This is a genomic window from Enterococcus sp. 7F3_DIV0205 (assembly GCF_002141365.2).
Classification (GTDB): Bacteria; Bacillota; Bacilli; order Lactobacillales; family Enterococcaceae; genus Enterococcus_L; species Enterococcus_L palustris.
Genome location: NZ_CP147244.1, coordinates 2,432,359 through 2,448,795, shown reverse-complemented (window position 1 = coordinate 2,448,795; position 16,437 = coordinate 2,432,359). Strand labels below are relative to the sequence as shown.

The window sequence follows — 16,437 nt, the reverse complement described above, 5'->3', positions numbered from 1 at the left end:
ATCAACAAAATAGTTTTGCTTGATTGTCAAAAAAATGGTATTGTATCTTTGTATGTTTATATATGATTTTCTGACTATTTTTAGAAGGGATATGTCTGTTATGTATGATCTTGGTGATATTGTAGAAATGAAAAAGCCCCATGCTTGTCAGGCAAATCGTTGGGAAATTATCCGAATGGGTGCTGATATTAAAATAAAATGTACGAACTGCGGTCATATCGTGATGATGACACGCCGTGATTTTGAAAAGAAGATGAAAAAAATTTTGGAAAAAAACTGATAAAGGATAGTGAATGATCAATGGCATTAACAGCTGGAATCGTAGGTTTACCTAACGTAGGAAAATCTACCCTTTTTAACGCAATTACAAAAGCAGGTGCAGAGGCTGCGAATTATCCGTTTGCAACAATTGACCCAAATGTGGGAATGGTTGAAGTACCAGATGAACGCTTGCAGCGTTTAACAGAGCTAGTGAAACCTAAAAAAACAGTGCCAACTACTTTTGAGTTTACCGATATTGCTGGGATTGTTAAAGGTGCAAGTAAAGGTGAAGGATTGGGCAATCAATTTTTAAGTCATATTCGTCAAGTAGATGCAATTTGTCATGTAGTACGTTGTTTTGATGACGATAATATTACCCATGTTGAAGGACGTGTAGATCCGTTAGCAGATATTGATACGATCAATTTGGAATTAGTATTAGCTGATTTGGATTCTATTACAAAACGCTATACACGTGTAGCTAAAATCGCTAAGACAAAAGATAAAGATGCAGTCGCCGAATTAGCAGTATTAGATAAGCTTAAACCAGTTTTAGAAGAGGGATTATCTGCTAGAACGATCGAATTTACAGAAGACGAGCAAAAAATCGTTAAAAGTTTATTCTTATTAACAGCAAAACCAATTTTATACGTAGCAAATGTATCAGAAGATGAAGTAGCGGATTCAGATAATAACCCTTATGTTCAACAAGTACGGACTTTTGCTGCAAATGAACAAGCAGAAGTAATCGTTGTTTGTGCCCGCGCAGAAGAAGAAATCGCTGAGTTAGATGATGAAGATAAAGCTGAGTTTTTAGAAGCGCTAGGTATTGAAGAATCAGGTTTAGACCAATTGATCCGTGCAGCCTATGATTTATTAGGATTAGCGACATACTTTACAGCTGGTGAACAAGAAGTTCGTGCATGGACGTTCCGTAAAGGGATCAAAGCCCCTCAAGCAGCTGGGATCATTCATACTGACTTTGAACGTGGATTTATTCGCGCAGAGACGGTTTCATTTGATGATTTGAATACGTATGGCAATATGCAAGCAGCCAAAGAAGCGGGTAAAGTTCGCTTAGAAGGAAAAGAATATGTTGTACAAGATGGCGATGTTATGCTTTTCCGTTTCAATGTATAGGAAAAATATTGCTAAAAACTGTTTTTCTCCCTAAAAAATGTGTTAGAATACTTTTTAGGTAAAGACTGCCCCGTTGGCCACGGGCGAGGAGGACGCAAAAAAATGGAATCAGAAGCACTTCGAGATATTGTTTCAGAAAATCGTGAACTTGAACAAAAATTGACAAAGAGAAATGAACAATACATCTTTGACTTAAAAAAATCATTAGTTGCTGCTAATCTTTCAGAAGAAGCACAAACACTTGCTTTACATGAAATTCTACCTCATTTAGTAGAAGGACAAAAAAGCGGGAAAACAGCGCGTCAGCTTTTCGGAACAGTGGCTGAACGTACGGAGTCTATTTTAAATAAACCAGAAGAGCTTCCAGAGTCGACACCAATGTTGATGTGGCTAGATAATACATTGCTATTGTTTGGTGTAATGACGATTATGTTTTCAGTTATGATGATGTGGTCTAAAGGAAAATCACAACCATTGGGATTGTTAACATTAGTGTTAGCGTCGATGGCTGGTGGGTATGTGTTTTATCTAATGTATAAATACGTATACCAATATGATCGACCTGGTGTGGATAAATCAAAACGGCCTGGCTGGTTTAAAACAGGGTTAATCTTAGTTGGAGCGATGCTTTTATGGTTGGTTGTTTTTGCAGGTTCTGCAATGCTGCCAGTCGTTATCAATCCTGTGTTGGATCCAATTATTGTTATCATTATTGGTGGGATTGCCTTAGGTACACGTTACTTATTAAAGAAAAAATACAATATGCGTAGTAGTTTGGCGCGTTAAAAATGAAAGTAGAAGAGTGTTAGACAAAGCTAATGATAGTTTTGTTTAGCACTCTTTTTTGTTGTAGATTCAAAGGGTTCATGTTTGAAAGAAAAGCTTTAGCACGCTACCATAGAGTTTAAGAATGAAATTTACAATGTATTTTCAGTATAAGGAGGTGGATCAATGAAAAAATGGATCAAACAATATAATCAGGTATTGATTTTTCTAAGTTTTTTTCTATTAAGTGTCTTATCTTTATATATTGTTTATCTTCAAAATGGTCATATAATGATTGGTGACGATTATCATTTTCATCAAAATAGGATCGAAGGTTTGGCAATGTCATTGCAACACGGTATATTGCTGCCAAAAGTGAGTTACTTTTTTATTGGGGGATATGGATATGCATCGAGTTTGTTTTATCCAGATTTTTATCTCTATTTCCCGGCACTTTTACGTGTTTTTGGTCTTTCACTCGCTACTAGTTTTGTTCTCTTTGCTATTGGGATAAACTTGTCTACTTTTGCTTTAACATATGTGTCTGGCAGGTACATGGGATTAACGAAAATAAAAAGTTACTTGTTTTCTTTATTATACACGTTATCGATTTATCGATTGCAAGATTTTTTTAATCGGCAAGCGATAGGAGAGCTGTTGGCAATGGGCTTTTTTCCATTAGTTCTAGCAAGTTTATATTTATTGAAAAATGGGAAAGAGAAGAAATGGTTCTTGTTAACAGTAGCTATGACAGGAATTGGTTTAGCTCATTTTATTTCATTGGAAATCGTTAGTATTTTTGTAGGGCTATATATTCTTTTAAATCTGAAGTACTTTTTAAAAAAAGAGGTCATTATTGCGATAGTAAAGGCTGCAGGAGTTACTATTTTACTGTTAGCTTTCTATCTAGTACCTATTTTTGAACAGATGAGTCATGTTACGTTTCAAGTAACGTCCAGTCCATTGACGTTGATTTCAGATAGAAGCTACTCTGTGGGGGAATTAGTGAGTAATAGCTTTGAAAATAGCGTATTCCATGCTTCTTCGGCGAATATAGGTGTCATTCTCTTATTTGGTTTGGTGATCTACACAGCAATGCTTTTTAAGCGAAATTTGCCCAATCGTGAAGTGGTTATTCTTGCATTGCTATTTATGTTTGTTACGACGAATCTTTTTCCTTGGCAGCTCTTTGACAATACGCCGTTGAATACGATTCAGTTTCCTTGGCGCTTTCTATCGATCGTGACTCTGTTGTTAGCATTTCTTATTGCAAATGATGATATTGGATTATTTAAAAGATTTCCAAGTAGTCAGATAATCTTAATTATGGTTATTTTCCTTGGTGTTGGATTGTATGAAAAAGAAAGTATTGATACTGAAGGAAAACGTATCTTATCGCACCACTCATACGATCAAACCAATAGCTATTATATCGGTGCTGGGCACGAATATTTACCAAATGAAGTTGATTATTCTACTATTAAAAAGAATAAAAAGCGAAAAGTCGTTTATGATGATTCTAAAATAGAAATAACAGACGTTAAAATGAACTTTGACTCAGTGGCTTTTGACTATCGTACAAATGATCCAAAGAAAACAACTGTTACTGTCCCATTTATCTATTATTATGGTTATCAAGCTAAAATAGTAAGAGACGGCAACGAAAAAATAATTCCAGCATCATTAAATAAACAAAACGGATTAGTCGATATTCAGTTATCTAAAAAAGGCAGTGTTGCTATTTCTTATGATACAACTTGGGCTCAAAAAATTTCTTTAAGTATTTCTGTGTTGACTCTTTTAGTTTGCGTAATATGGAAAATTGCGACGATGTGTTCTATTGAGTTGAAAACAAAGAAATAACTATAGTTATCCTTTTATTTCGATAATAAAAAAATGAGAAAACGTTCATGTTTCGGGTGATACAAAGAAAATATCTGTAAACAGGAAAATTCGGTTGACTTACCTTTTATTATCTGTTATTTTCTTATATAAAATTAAATAGAGGAGTGGTCTAGAAAATGTCTAACTGGGAAACAAAATTCGCAAAAAAAGGTCTTACATTTGATGATGTTTTATTGATTCCAGCAGAAAGTCACGTGTTGCCAAATGAAGTGGATATGGGTGTGCAATTAGCAAAAAATATTAAGTTGAATATTCCTCTGATCAGCGCAAGTATGGATACAGTAACGGATAGTAAAATGGCCATTTCAATGGCTCGTCAAGGCGGCTTAGGTGTTATTCATAAAAATATGAGCATCGCTCAACAGGCAGATGAGGTTCGTAAAGTAAAACGGTCTGAAAGTGGTGTGATTATTGATCCATTTTTCCTGACACCAACAAACTTAGTAGCAGATGCTGAAAATTTAATGAGTAAATATCGTATCAGTGGCGTTCCAATCGTAGAAACGATGGATAACCGTAAATTAGTTGGCATCATCACAAATCGTGATATGCGATTTGTAACAGATTATCAAATGAAGATCGACGAAGTCATGACGAAAGACAATTTAGTGACAGCCCCAGTTGGTACTTCTCTAAAAGACGCAGAAAAGATTTTACAAAAGCACAAAATTGAAAAATTACCGATCGTTGATGAAAACAATCGTTTAAGCGGTTTGATCACGATCAAAGATATTGAAAAAGTAATTGAATTTCCAAATGCAGCGAAAGATGAGCATGGCCGTTTACTAGCAGCAGCGGCAGTCGGTGTTACTAGTGATACATTTGAACGTGCGGAAGCGTTATTAGAGGCAGGAGTAGATGCGATCATTATCGATACAGCTCATGGCCACAGTGCAGGTGTGATTCGTAAAATCAAAGAAATTCGTGATACATTCCCAGATGCTACGTTGATTGCTGGAAATATTGCAACAGCCGAAGGTGCTAAAGCTCTTTATGATGTGGGCGTTGATGTTGTGAAAGTGGGAATCGGACCTGGTTCTATTTGTACGACTCGTGTGGTTGCCGGTGTTGGTGTTCCTCAGTTAACAGCTATCTATGATGCGGCATCTGTTGCTCGTAAATATGGAAAAGCAATTATTGCTGATGGCGGGATTAAATATTCAGGAGATATCGTGAAAGCTTTAGCAGCTGGTGGACATGCTGTTATGTTAGGAAGTATGTTAGCTGGGACAGATGAATCTCCGGGTGAATTTGAAATTTATCAAGGTCGTCGCTTTAAAACGTATCGTGGAATGGGTTCATTGGGGGCAATGGAAAAAGGCTCAAGTGATCGTTATTTCCAAGGCGGCGTTAATGAAGCCAATAAATTAGTTCCGGAAGGTATTGAAGGACGCGTTGCTTATAAAGGTAGCGTATCAGATATTGTTTTCCAAATGATCGGTGGTTTAAAATCAGGTATGGGATACGTTGGTGCGGCAAACCTAAAACAATTGCGTGAAGAAGCACAATTTATTCAAATGAGTGGTAACGGATTGAAAGAATCTCATCCTCATGATGTGCAAATTACAAAAGAAGCACCTAATTATTCTGTAGAACAATAACTAAAAAACTTCCGATGTCGCTTATGACATCGGAAGTTTTTTGCTTATTGGACAGGGCGTTCATCTTTAGAACCATAATACATATGGAGTGGCTTGGCTTTTCTCCCTAATAATTCTTTAGAAGGTAAGATTTCATAGCCATCGCTACGTAAATGATCGATTACAGTTGAAACAGAATCAACTGTTTCTGGATGAATATCATGCATCAATACGATTGTGTCATTATAGGCAGTATCATCTATACGCTTGATGATTGCTTGGGCGTTGTGACTTTGCCAATCTTGAGAGTCTACAGACCATTGAATGATTGGTTTCCTAATGATTGCAGCGACATCCTTGTTTACAGCACCATAAGGAGGTCTAAAGTCAGTTGGAATCTTACCGATCGCATGATAAATGGCTTTGTCTGTGTTTTGAACTTCATCTTTTACTCTTTGAGCATCGACTCCAGTTAGTTGTGGATGTGAATAAGAATGACTAGCTACTTCATGGCCTTCTTCGGCTACTCGTTTTACAAGCGCTTCATGCTTTACAACATTTTGTCCTAACATAAAGAAGGTGGCTTTGACCCCTTTTTCTTTTAGAATATCTAAAAGTCGAGGTGTTGTTTCAGGATTTGGACCATCATCAAAAGTCAATGAAATATACTTCTTGTTTGGATCTAAAGGTTCCGGTAGGGCATCTTTGATGGAAGAAAAATCGACAAATTCTGGATTCACATAACCAGCAATATCTTTATAAGACAATGTGATTTCATTCTTACCAGTTGAGTTATCAGGCAGGCCCAATTTGATTTTATCAGGATAATAGGTAAAGGCAGTTTTATCTAGTGAAAGATTGGGCAGATTGAGTACATCGTCAATGATAGTATTGCCATCAGAATTCTCATCAAGTAATTGCTGTTGAACAACTTGCTGGACAGCTAGCATATTTGCTTCATTCGAGAAAATATCTTGGAGTGTCAATGGCTGTTTTGTTTTTTGATTGACAAATACTGTGTTTTTACCCAGTTCAGTCTTTTCAGACCAATCACCTTTTTCTTGTTCCCAGGTATAAGTGTCAATAGCTGGGAGGTAACCAACCACCTGATCACTGATTTTGTTTATCTTCATATGCCCGACAATTTTTATAGGAACCTCTTTGAAGCTATTTTTTTTAGAAGTTTCTATTAAGGTAGTTAATTCAGTTTTTATTGCTTGGAATTGAGGGACAACGTCTGTGGCAACAGGTTCATAGATTAGCGTCTGGACATTTCCATCTGTTTTTTCTACTTCAGAACTTTCAAGATCCTCTAGTTTTTGAGATTTTCGAATTTTTTCTAAAAGCGTTACTTCTTTTTGCTTATACTGGCGTTCATCTTCAACTTCATTTAGTTTATCTTGCTTATGCTGCATGGCATAGGTTGCATAAACACCACCGCAGATGAAAATAAGTAAAATACTCAATATAGATACAAAAGCGATCTTTTTTGAAAAAATGTGATTATTTCTTTCACGTCGGCTATTTCTAGTTCCTCGTGGGTGATTTTTTCTGTCCATAACGTTTGATCCCTCTAATTTATAAATTTGACTGCGTGCAGTAATTCAAATGTATCATGCTTGATTTATTCTTTCAACAAACATAATGGCAAATTAGCGATTCTTTTTATTTATTTAATTAATTTCAAATTACCCATGTAAGGAACTAAAACTTCTGGAATAGTTACTGAGCCATCTTCGTTTTGATAATTTTCTAAAATGGCAGCGACTGTCCGTCCGACAGCTAGACCAGATCCATTTAAAGTGTGGGCGTATTGAACTTTGTCATTTTCATCACGGTAACGAATCATAGCGCGTCGTGCTTGGAAATCTTCACAGTTTGAACAAGAACTAATTTCACGGTAGGCATTTTGTGCCGGGATCCAGACTTCTAAGTCATATGTTTTCGCAGCTGAGAAGCCCATATCGCCTGTAGCTAGTGACATGACACGATAAGGAAGGTTCAATTTTTGTAGAATATCTTCAGCATTAGCAGTCATTTTTTCTAACTCTTCATAAGAATTTTCAGCATCACTGAATTTCACCATTTCTACTTTATTGAATTGATGCAGGCGAATCAAGCCTCGTGTATCACGACCAGCACTTCCAGCTTCAGAACGGAAAGACGGGCTAAGAGCTGTAAAGTAAATCGGTAAATCTTTGCCATCTAAAATTTCATTATTATAGTAATTTGTCAATGGTACTTCAGCAGTAGGAATCAAGGTCATATCCGTTCCTTCTAGCTGAAAAACGTCTTCTTTGAATTTAGGGAATTGACCAGTACCAAACATAGAGTTGCTATTTACGATATATGGTGTCATCATTTCAGTGTACCCGTGGTCATAAACATGCATATCCAACATGAAATTGTATAGCGCACGTTCTAATCTAGCACCGAGTCCTTTATAATAAACAAACCGACTTCCTGAAACTTTTGCTCCGCGTTCAAAATCAAGAATATCTAGATTTTCAGCTACATCCCAGTGTGGTTTCGGTTCAAAAGCAAAACTTCTAGGTTCACTCCAACGGCGTACTTCAACATTGTCTTCTTCATCAGCTCCTACAGGGACTGAGCTGTGAGGTAAATTTGGTAAGGTTGTAGAAATTTCTTGAAGTTTAGCATCGATCTCTTCGATTTCAGTATCAAGAGCTTTGATATTCCCGCCGACTTCTTTCATCTCAGCAATTTTTGCAGTGCCATCTTCTTTATTTCTTTTTAATTGCGCGATTTCAGCAGAAACATCGTTACGATATTTTTTCAGTTCTTCAGATTTAACTAATAAGTTACGTCGGCTTTCATCTAAACGTAAGAACTCTACTAATACTTCTTCCTTTACACCACGTGTTTTTAATTTTGCTTGGACTTCATTGAAATTTTGACGAATCATTTTTACATCTAACATAATTACTCCTCCTTAATATAAAAGCGTAGCAGGCTCTTCCAACTCCGACTAGAAAATAGGAAAAATCGATTGTGGTGCTTTTTACCACAAGCTATTTTTATCTTTTTCCTAAGGAGTTAGCCCGCGTAGCTAGATAACCTTGTAGTAAAATAAAAAGTCACTTCATCCCCAGAAAAATATTCTTGGGACGAAATGACTTGAATTTCGCGGTACCACCCAAGTTCAGCTAAATGCTGCCCTTGTATTGCAGATAACGGCTGCAACCGGTCTGACTTATCTCGCCAAACGCATGTAACAGAGACGGACTTCTTTATAGTAGAATATTTGCTCTCACCACCGCAAACTCTCTTTGATTCAAGGCTATAAATACTTTTTCTCTTTGCTTGTCATTAGGATACAAAACTTTTGTTTGGATGTCAACCGTCGTAAATCAATTTCTTTTTAAAGGTAAGTGAATAATAAAGGATGTCCAACGATTATCAGAAGTTGCGTAGATGTATCCACCATGTAAAGCTATGATACTTTGTGCAATAGCTAAACCAAGCCCTGTTCCGCCTGTTTCTTGTGAGCGAGATTCTTCTACACGATAAAAACGGTCAAACAATTGATCTAAAGATTTCTTAGGAATCGGTGGACCATCATTTCTAACAGCAATGACAGCTTCTGTGCCGACTTTCTCTACATCGATCACGATGTTTTCCCCGCCTTTTCCATATTTAAGGGCATTAGATAAAAGATTGTTGAAGACGCGGACTAACTTTTCCGTATCGCCATCCATTTTTATTGACGCTGGATTAGCATTAACTTGAATTGTCATCCCGTTCTTATCCGCTTCGAGCTCGAAATCAGCTGCAAGTTGTTCAATCAATTGTGCCATATCAAAACTGATTGAATTAATAGGAACGGAAGGTTGTCGAACTTTTGTATACTCAAAGAGATCATCAACGAGTAGTTTCATCTGTTTGGCTTTCACATAAGCTGTATGTGTATATTTTAGCAGATCCTCTTCACTATGAAATTGTCGATCCTCAATCAAACCTAAATACCCTATAATAGAAGTTAAAGGTGTTCGGATATCATGACTTACGTTTGTAATCAGTTCATCTTTTGATTTTTCTATCTTACGTTCATCTTCAATTGCTGCAACAGTACTGTCAACTAAACCATTGATACTAGTAACTACTTTTGCTAAATCACCACTTAACTCAAACGGAATACGATGATCATAATTACCATCAGCTATATAATGCAGCTCACTGATAATATGTCGTAATTGCATTTGACGATACCGACGAATCAAACGCCAGTAAAGAACACCAACATCAACTACAAAGAATATCGGGATAACAAATTTGCTCAAACTCCAAAATAAATCTGTATTCAGTTCTGTAGCAAAAGCGCCTTTTGTTGCCCAAATGATTCCTTGTAATGTTTGGTTACCACTCAAGATGACCGTAATTGAGACATTTAATAGAAGCAACAGGATAATCGTGACAATTCCTTCAGCAAGTAATTCGCTGATTTCCTTTGAAGTTAAGGTGATTCGTTTTTGTTTTTCAATTTTCTTTTGTCTAACGAGCATCGATCTTATATCCAACTCCCCAAACTGTTTGAATGACTTTTTCTCCACCAGTTGCTTCTTCTATCTTATCTCTCAGGTGACTGACGTGAACCATAACTGTTTTAGCAGAAACGATACTTTCTTGCTGCCATACGCGTTCAAATATTTCATCAGCACTAAAAACGCGATTTGGATGACTAGCCAATAGATATAAAATCCCAAACTCTAAAGCGGTCAATTGAATTTCTTTTCCATCGACAGTTTTTACTTCGTGAGAATCTTTGTTGATGATCAATGAGCCAGTTTCAAGTACATCTGGTTCATCTGATTTAAGCTGCATTTGACTACGTCTTAAGATAGACTTAACACGAGCCATAACTTCTAGTGGATTAAATGGTTTTGTAACATAATCATCTGCTCCAGCTACAAGACCTTTGATTTTATCCATGTCAGTTGTTTTAGCAGTCAACATAATAATCGGGATTTGAGATTCTTTTCGCAGCTCTTTTACGACTTGCATACCATCCATAACTGGCATCATGATATCTAAAATAAGTAAATCAATATCTGATATCGTTCGAATCTTAGACAAGGCTTCTTTCCCATCATATGCTTTGACCACTTCATAACCTTCATTGTGAATATAAATACTCAGCAGTTCTACAATTTCTTTATCATCATCTGCAACTAAAATTTTCATATCATTCATTTCCTCCATATATATAGTAGAATTCTTCTCCTACATTCTAACAAAAAAACAGAAAAAAGGACAAAAACAAAGAGAAGTTACGGTAAATTTAGAATATGTTACAAAAAATTAAGAAACAGGCTAAAAAAGATCGTTTTTAGGGTCAAAAACGAACAATAAAGAACAAAAGTAATAAAACAATCGGTAACGAAAAAAAGTTTGAAAAAAGTGCAAATTTTAGTTGACCTAAGCGTATAATCTTGGTATATTATATCTTGTCGCAAGGCACCGATGAAACACGCCGAACGATAGGAATAATATAACAATCCAAGTTTGAAAAAAACTTTGGAAATCAGGTGAAAAACTTGTTGACAAACAATGATTAACCTGATAAACTAGTGAAGTTGTCGCAAGAAACAAAGACAGCTGAACGAAAAATAGAATAACATTTCAGGTTTTAAAAAAACTTGAAAAATCAGGAAAAAAGTTGTTGACAAATAACAAGCAACCTGATAAACTAATGAAGTTGTCGCGAAACATTCGATAACATCAAGCAGAAAAAACTTTGAAACTTTTTTAAAAAAAGTGTTGACATCAAATCGAAGATTTGATATGATATAAAAGTTGCTGCGAGGTAACACAGTAGACCTTTGAAAACTGAACAAAGTAAGACGAACCAAATGTGTAGGTTGTTTTTACAACGGTAAAAACAAACAACAATTTTTAACAAAGCGAAGCAATATGCTAGCAAACAAATGAGCTTAACAATCTTCGGATTGTGTTCAACTTTTATTATGAGAGTTTGATCCTGGCTCAGGACGAACGCTGGCGGCGTGCCTAATACATGCAAGTCGAACGCTTCTTTTCTACCGAGTGCTTGCACTCATTTGAAAAGAGGAGTGGCGGACGGGTGAGTAACACGTGGGTAACCTACCCATCAGAGGGGGATAACACTTGGAAACAGGTGCTAATACCGCATAACAGTCGACACCGCATGGTGTTGATTTGAAAGACGCTTTCGGGTGTCACTGATGGATGGACCCGCGGTGCATTAGCTAGTTGGTGAGGTAACGGCTCACCAAGGCCATGATGCATAGCCGACCTGAGAGGGTGATCGGCCACACTGGGACTGAGACACGGCCCAGACTCCTACGGGAGGCAGCAGTAGGGAATCTTCGGCAATGGACGAAAGTCTGACCGAGCAACGCCGCGTGAGTGAAGAAGGTTTTCGGATCGTAAAACTCTGTTGTTAGAGAAGAACAAGTAGGAGAGTAACTGCTCTTACCTTGACGGTATCTAACCAGAAAGCCACGGCTAACTACGTGCCAGCAGCCGCGGTAATACGTAGGTGGCAAGCGTTGTCCGGATTTATTGGGCGTAAAGCGAGCGCAGGCGGTTTCTTAAGTCTGATGTGAAAGCCCCCGGCTCAACCGGGGAGGGTCATTGGAAACTGGGAGACTTGAGTGCAGAAGAGGAGAGTGGAATTCCATGTGTAGCGGTGAAATGCGTAGATATATGGAGGAACACCAGTGGCGAAGGCGACTCTCTGGTCTGTAACTGACGCTGAGGCTCGAAAGCGTGGGGAGCAAACAGGATTAGATACCCTGGTAGTCCACGCCGTAAACGATGAGTGCTAAGTGTTGGAGGGTTTCCGCCCTTCAGTGCTGCAGCTAACGCATTAAGCACTCCGCCTGGGGAGTACGACCGCAAGGTTGAAACTCAAAGGAATTGACGGGGGCCCGCACAAGCGGTGGAGCATGTGGTTTAATTCGAAGCAACGCGAAGAACCTTACCAGGTCTTGACATCCTTTGACCACTCTAGAGATAGAGCTTTCCCTTCGGGGACAAAGTGACAGGTGGTGCATGGTTGTCGTCAGCTCGTGTCGTGAGATGTTGGGTTAAGTCCCGCAACGAGCGCAACCCTTATTGTTAGTTGCCATCATTCAGTTGGGCACTCTAGCGAGACTGCCGGTGACAAACCGGAGGAAGGTGGGGATGACGTCAAATCATCATGCCCCTTATGACCTGGGCTACACACGTGCTACAATGGGAAGTACAACGAGTCGCTAGGCCGCGAGGTCATGCAAATCTCTTAAAGCTTCTCTCAGTTCGGATTGTAGGCTGCAACTCGCCTACATGAAGCCGGAATCGCTAGTAATCGCGGATCAGCACGCCGCGGTGAATACGTTCCCGGGCCTTGTACACACCGCCCGTCACACCACGAAAGTTTGTAACACCCGAAGTCGGTGAGGTAACCCTTGTGGAGCCAGCCGCCTAAGGTGGGATAGATGATTGGGGTGAAGTCGTAACAAGGTAGCCGTATCGGAAGGTGCGGCTGGATCACCTCCTTTCTAAGGAATATTACGGAAACTTACACATTCGTCGACACTTTGTTCAGTTTTGAGAGGTTTACTCTTATAAAAAAAGCGAATCGCTTGATTTTCTTTTTTATATGATTTCTCTCAAACGAATTGTTCATTGAAAACTGGATATTGAAGTAAAAAAGTAATCAAAACAAACCGAGAACACCGCGTTGAATGAGTTTTTTAATTAAAATAGTTCGAATGCTTATTTTATTGGTGACGCCTCTATCGCTAGAGAAACGAACCAAACAAACTGACCGTAAGGTCATAAGGTTAAGTGAATAAGGGCGCACGGTGGATGCCTTGGCATTAGGAGCCGATGAAGGACGGGACTAACACCGATATGCTTTGGGGAGCTGTAAGTGAGCTATGATCCAGAGATTTCCGAATGGGGAAACCCAACATCTTTTATAGGATGTTACTTGCCAGTGAATACATAGCTGGTTAGAGGTAGACGCAGAGAACTGAAACATCTTAGTACCTGCAGGAAGAGAAAGAAAATTCGATTCCCTGAGTAGCGGCGAGCGAAACGGGAAGAGCCCAAACCAACAAGCTTGCTTGTTGGGGTTGTAGGACTCCGTTGTGGTAGTCTGTCAAGATAGTCGAAGAACCTGGAAAGGTTCGCCAAAGTGGGTAATAGCCCCGTAGACGAAATGTTGGCAACACCTAGGAGGATCCTGAGTACGGCGGAACACGAGAAATTCCGTCGGAATCCGCGGGGACCATCCCGCAAGGCTAAATACTCCCTAATGACCGATAGTGAACCAGTACCGTGAGGGAAAGGTGAAAAGCACCCCGGAAGGGGAGTGAAATAGATCCTGAAACCGTGTGCCTACAACAAGTCAAAGCCCGTTAATGGGTAATGGCGTGCCTTTTGTAGAATGAACCGGCGAGTTACGATTGCATGCGAGGTTAAGGTGAAGAGCCGGAGCCGCAGCGAAAGCGAGTCTGAATAGGGCGAATGAGTATGTAGTCGTAGACCCGAAACCATGTGATCTACCCATGGCCAGGTTGAAGGTGTGGTAAAACGCACTGGAGGACCGAACCCACGTACGTTGAAAAGTGCGGGGATGAGCTGTGGGTAGCGGAGAAATTCCAAACGAACTTGGAGATAGCTGGTTCTCTCCGAAATAGCTTTAGGGCTAGCGTCGAAGTTAAGAATGATGGAGGTAGAGCACTGTTTGGACTAGGGGCCCATCTCGGGTTACCGAATTCAGATAAACTCCGAATGCCATTCATTCATATTCGGCAGTCAGACTGCGAGTGATAAGATCCGTAGTCGAAAGGGAAACAGCCCAGACCACCAGCTAAGGTCCCAAAATATATGTTAAGTGGAAAAGGATGTGGGGTTGCACAGACAACTAGGATGTTGGCTCAGAAGCAGCCACCATTTAAAGAGTGCGTAATAGCTCACTAGTCGAGTGACCCTGCGCCGAAAATGTACCGGGGCTAAACATATTACCGAAGCTGTGGATCACACCTCTGGTGTGATGGTAGGAGAGCGTTCTAAGGGCGTTGAAGGTCGATCGTGAGGACGGCTGGAGCGCTTAGAAGTGAGAATGCCGGTATGAGTAGCGAAAGACGGGTGAGAATCCCGTCCACCGTATGACTAAGGTTTCCTGGGGAAGGCTCGTCCGCCCAGGGTTAGTCGGGACCTAAGCCGAGGCCGATAGGCGTAGGCGATGGACAACAGGTTGATATTCCTGTACCAGTTGTTTTTGTTTGAGCAATGGAGGGACGCAGGAGGCTAAGGAATGCATGCGACTGGAAGTGCATGTCCAAGCAGTAAGTCTTGAGTAGAGTCAAATGCTTTACTCTATACGGACAAGCTGTGATGGGGAGGGAAATAATAGTACCGAAGTTCCTGATGTCACACTGTCAAGAAAAGCTTCTAGTGAGAAAACAACTGCCCGTACCGTAAACCGACACAGGTAGTCGAGGAGAGTATCCTAAGGTGAGCGAGCGAACTCTCGTTAAGGAACTCGGCAAAATGACCCCGTAACTTCGGGAGAAGGGGTGCTGACTTCGGTCAGCCGCAGTGAATAGGCCCAAGCGACTGTTTATCAAAAACACAGGTCTCTGCAAAATCGAAAGATGAAGTATAGGGGCTGACGCCTGCCCGGTGCTGGAAGGTTAAGAGGATGGGTTAGCTTCGGCGAAGCTCAGAATTGAAGCCCCAGTAAACGGCGGCCGTAACTATAACGGTCCTAAGGTAGCGAAATTCCTTGTCGGGTAAGTTCCGACCCGCACGAAAGGCGTAACGATTTGGGCACTGTCTCAACGAGAGACTCGGTGAAATTTTAGTACCTGTGAAGATGCAGGTTACCCGCGACAGGACGGAAAGACCCCATGGAGCTTTACTGTAGCTTGATATTGAGTGTTTGTACCACATGTACAGGATAGGTAGGAGCCGATGAACCCGGAACGCTAGTTTCGGTGGAGGCGCTGGTGGGATACTACCCTTGTGTTATGAACCCTCTAACCCGCACCACTTATCGTGGTGGGAGACAGTGTCAGGTGGGCAGTTTGACTGGGGCGGTCGCCTCCTAAAGAGTAACGGAGGCGCCCAAAGGTTCCCTCAGAATGGTTGGAAATCATTCGCAGAGTGTAAAGGCAGAAGGGAGCTTGACTGCGAGACTTACAAGTCGAGCAGGGACGAAAGTCGGGCTTAGTGATCCGGTGGTTCCGCATGGAAGGGCCATCGCTCAACGGATAAAAGCTACCCTGGGGATAACAGGCTTATCTCCCCCAAGAGTCCACATCGACGGGGAGGTTTGGCACCTCGATGTCGGCTCGTCGCATCCTGGGGCTGTAGTCGGTCCCAAGGGTTGGGCTGTTCGCCCATTAAAGCGGCACGCGAGCTGGGTTCAGAACGTCGTGAGACAGTTCGGTCCCTATCCGTCGCGGGCGTTGGAAATTTGAGAGGAGCTGTCCTTAGTACGAGAGGACCGGGATGGACTTACCGCTGGTGTACCAGTTGTTCTGCCAAGGGCATTGCTGGGTAGCTATGTAGGGAAGGGATAAACGCTGAAAGCATCTAAGTGTGAAGCCCACCTCAAGATGAGATTTCCCATTTCTTTAAGAAAGTAAGACCCCTGAGAGATGATCAGGTAGATAGGTTGGAAGTGGAAGTGCAGTGATGTACGGAGCGGACCAATACTAATCGGTCGAGGACTTAACCAAAGAAACGAAATAAAAAAGTTTTTTCGGAATGTTTGATTACTACTTCAATC

Annotated in this window: 9 protein-coding genes, 2 rRNA genes and 1 other annotated feature; of the genes, 7 read left to right on the top strand and 4 right to left on the bottom strand. The window is 40.3% G+C overall.

The genetic code is table 11. From position 1 onward, the window contains the following. The first annotated feature begins 100 nt into the window (after nucleotides 1-100). The 5 genes from A5821_RS11520 (at nucleotide 101) to guaB (ending at nucleotide 5,672) form a co-directional block, all read left to right on the top strand. Complete coding sequence (locus tag A5821_RS11520; RefSeq protein ID WP_069635274.1) at nucleotides 101-280, top strand: DUF951 domain-containing protein; 180 nt, start codon at nucleotides 101-103, stop codon at nucleotides 278-280. Between the two features lie 20 nt (nucleotides 281-300). Continuing rightward, complete coding sequence (gene ychF, locus A5821_RS11515; RefSeq protein ID WP_086314704.1) at nucleotides 301-1,401, top strand: redox-regulated ATPase YchF; 1,101 nt, start codon at nucleotides 301-303, stop codon at nucleotides 1,399-1,401. A 102-nt stretch (nucleotides 1,402-1,503) separates the two neighbouring features. Next, nucleotides 1,504-2,187, top strand: a complete 684-nt coding sequence (locus A5821_RS11510; RefSeq protein ID WP_086314703.1) for a DUF1129 domain-containing protein — start codon at nucleotides 1,504-1,506, stop codon at nucleotides 2,185-2,187. A gap of 165 nt (nucleotides 2,188-2,352) precedes the next feature. Further along, entirely contained in the window at nucleotides 2,353-4,029 is a 1,677-nt protein-coding gene (locus A5821_RS11505) for a 6-pyruvoyl-tetrahydropterin synthase-related protein (protein ID WP_086314702.1), read from the top strand. A gap of 158 nt (nucleotides 4,030-4,187) precedes the next feature. After that, nucleotides 4,188-5,672, top strand: coding sequence for an IMP dehydrogenase (guaB, locus tag A5821_RS11500; protein WP_086314701.1), 1,485 nt, complete (start codon nucleotides 4,188-4,190; stop codon nucleotides 5,670-5,672). Between the two features lie 44 nt (nucleotides 5,673-5,716). Here the strand turns inward: guaB and A5821_RS11495 are convergent, their stop codons facing one another. The 4 genes from A5821_RS11495 to A5821_RS11480 form a co-directional block, all read right to left on the bottom strand. Continuing rightward, nucleotides 5,717-7,210, bottom strand: coding sequence for a polysaccharide deacetylase family protein (locus A5821_RS11495; protein WP_086314700.1), 1,494 nt, complete (start codon nucleotides 7,208-7,210; stop codon nucleotides 5,717-5,719). A gap of 110 nt (nucleotides 7,211-7,320) precedes the next feature. Then, on the bottom strand, nucleotides 7,321-8,592 hold the full coding sequence (serS, locus tag A5821_RS11490) for a serine--tRNA ligase (protein ID WP_086314699.1): 1,272 nt from the start codon (nucleotides 8,590-8,592) through the stop codon (nucleotides 7,321-7,323). Between the two features lie 180 nt (nucleotides 8,593-8,772). Beyond that, nucleotides 8,773-8,984: a binding site (T-box leader), on the bottom strand. Nucleotides 8,985-9,022: 38 nt separating this feature from the next. Then, nucleotides 9,023-10,174: a sensor histidine kinase gene (locus tag A5821_RS11485; protein WP_086314698.1), complete on the bottom strand. Its 1,152-nt coding sequence runs from the start codon at nucleotides 10,172-10,174 to the stop codon at nucleotides 9,023-9,025. Next, the gene (locus tag A5821_RS11480; protein ID WP_086315696.1) at nucleotides 10,164-10,853 is read right to left on the bottom strand and encodes a response regulator transcription factor; all 690 of its coding nucleotides are present in this window, start codon (nucleotides 10,851-10,853) and stop codon (nucleotides 10,164-10,166) included. The genes A5821_RS11485 and A5821_RS11480 overlap by 11 nt, the downstream gene beginning before the upstream one ends. A 778-nt stretch (nucleotides 10,854-11,631) precedes the next feature. Between A5821_RS11480 and A5821_RS11475 the strand changes: the two genes are divergently transcribed. Both A5821_RS11475 and A5821_RS11470 read left to right on the top strand, forming a co-directional pair. Beyond that, nucleotides 11,632-13,192, top strand: a 16S ribosomal RNA gene (locus A5821_RS11475). Nucleotides 13,193-13,475: 283 nt separating this feature from the next. Further along, nucleotides 13,476-16,387: ribosomal RNA gene (locus tag A5821_RS11470) — 23S ribosomal RNA — on the top strand. Together the 16S and 23S rRNA genes form the textbook arrangement of a ribosomal RNA operon. Nucleotides 16,388-16,437: the final 50 nt, after the last annotated feature.

Bases quoted from the DNA above. Each gene is read 5' to 3' on its own strand.
- A5821_RS11480 (WP_086315696.1), bottom strand. From the start codon at position 10,853: ATGAAAATTTTAGTTGCAGATGATGATAAAGAAATTGTAGAACTGCTG.
- A5821_RS11495 (WP_086314700.1), bottom strand. From the start codon at position 7,210: ATGGACAGAAAAAATCACCCACGAGGAACTAGAAATAGCCGACGTGAA.
- serS (WP_086314699.1), bottom strand. From the start codon at position 8,592: ATGTTAGATGTAAAAATGATTCGTCAAAATTTCAATGAAGTCCAAGCA.
- A5821_RS11520 (WP_069635274.1), top strand. From the start codon at position 101: ATGTATGATCTTGGTGATATTGTAGAAATGAAAAAGCCCCATGCTTGT.
- A5821_RS11510 (WP_086314703.1), top strand. From the start codon at position 1,504: ATGGAATCAGAAGCACTTCGAGATATTGTTTCAGAAAATCGTGAACTT.
- ychF (WP_086314704.1), top strand. From the start codon at position 301: ATGGCATTAACAGCTGGAATCGTAGGTTTACCTAACGTAGGAAAATCT.
- guaB (WP_086314701.1), top strand. From the start codon at position 4,188: ATGTCTAACTGGGAAACAAAATTCGCAAAAAAAGGTCTTACATTTGAT.
- A5821_RS11505 (WP_086314702.1), top strand. From the start codon at position 2,353: ATGAAAAAATGGATCAAACAATATAATCAGGTATTGATTTTTCTAAGT.
- A5821_RS11485 (WP_086314698.1), bottom strand. From the start codon at position 10,174: ATGCTCGTTAGACAAAAGAAAATTGAAAAACAAAAACGAATCACCTTA.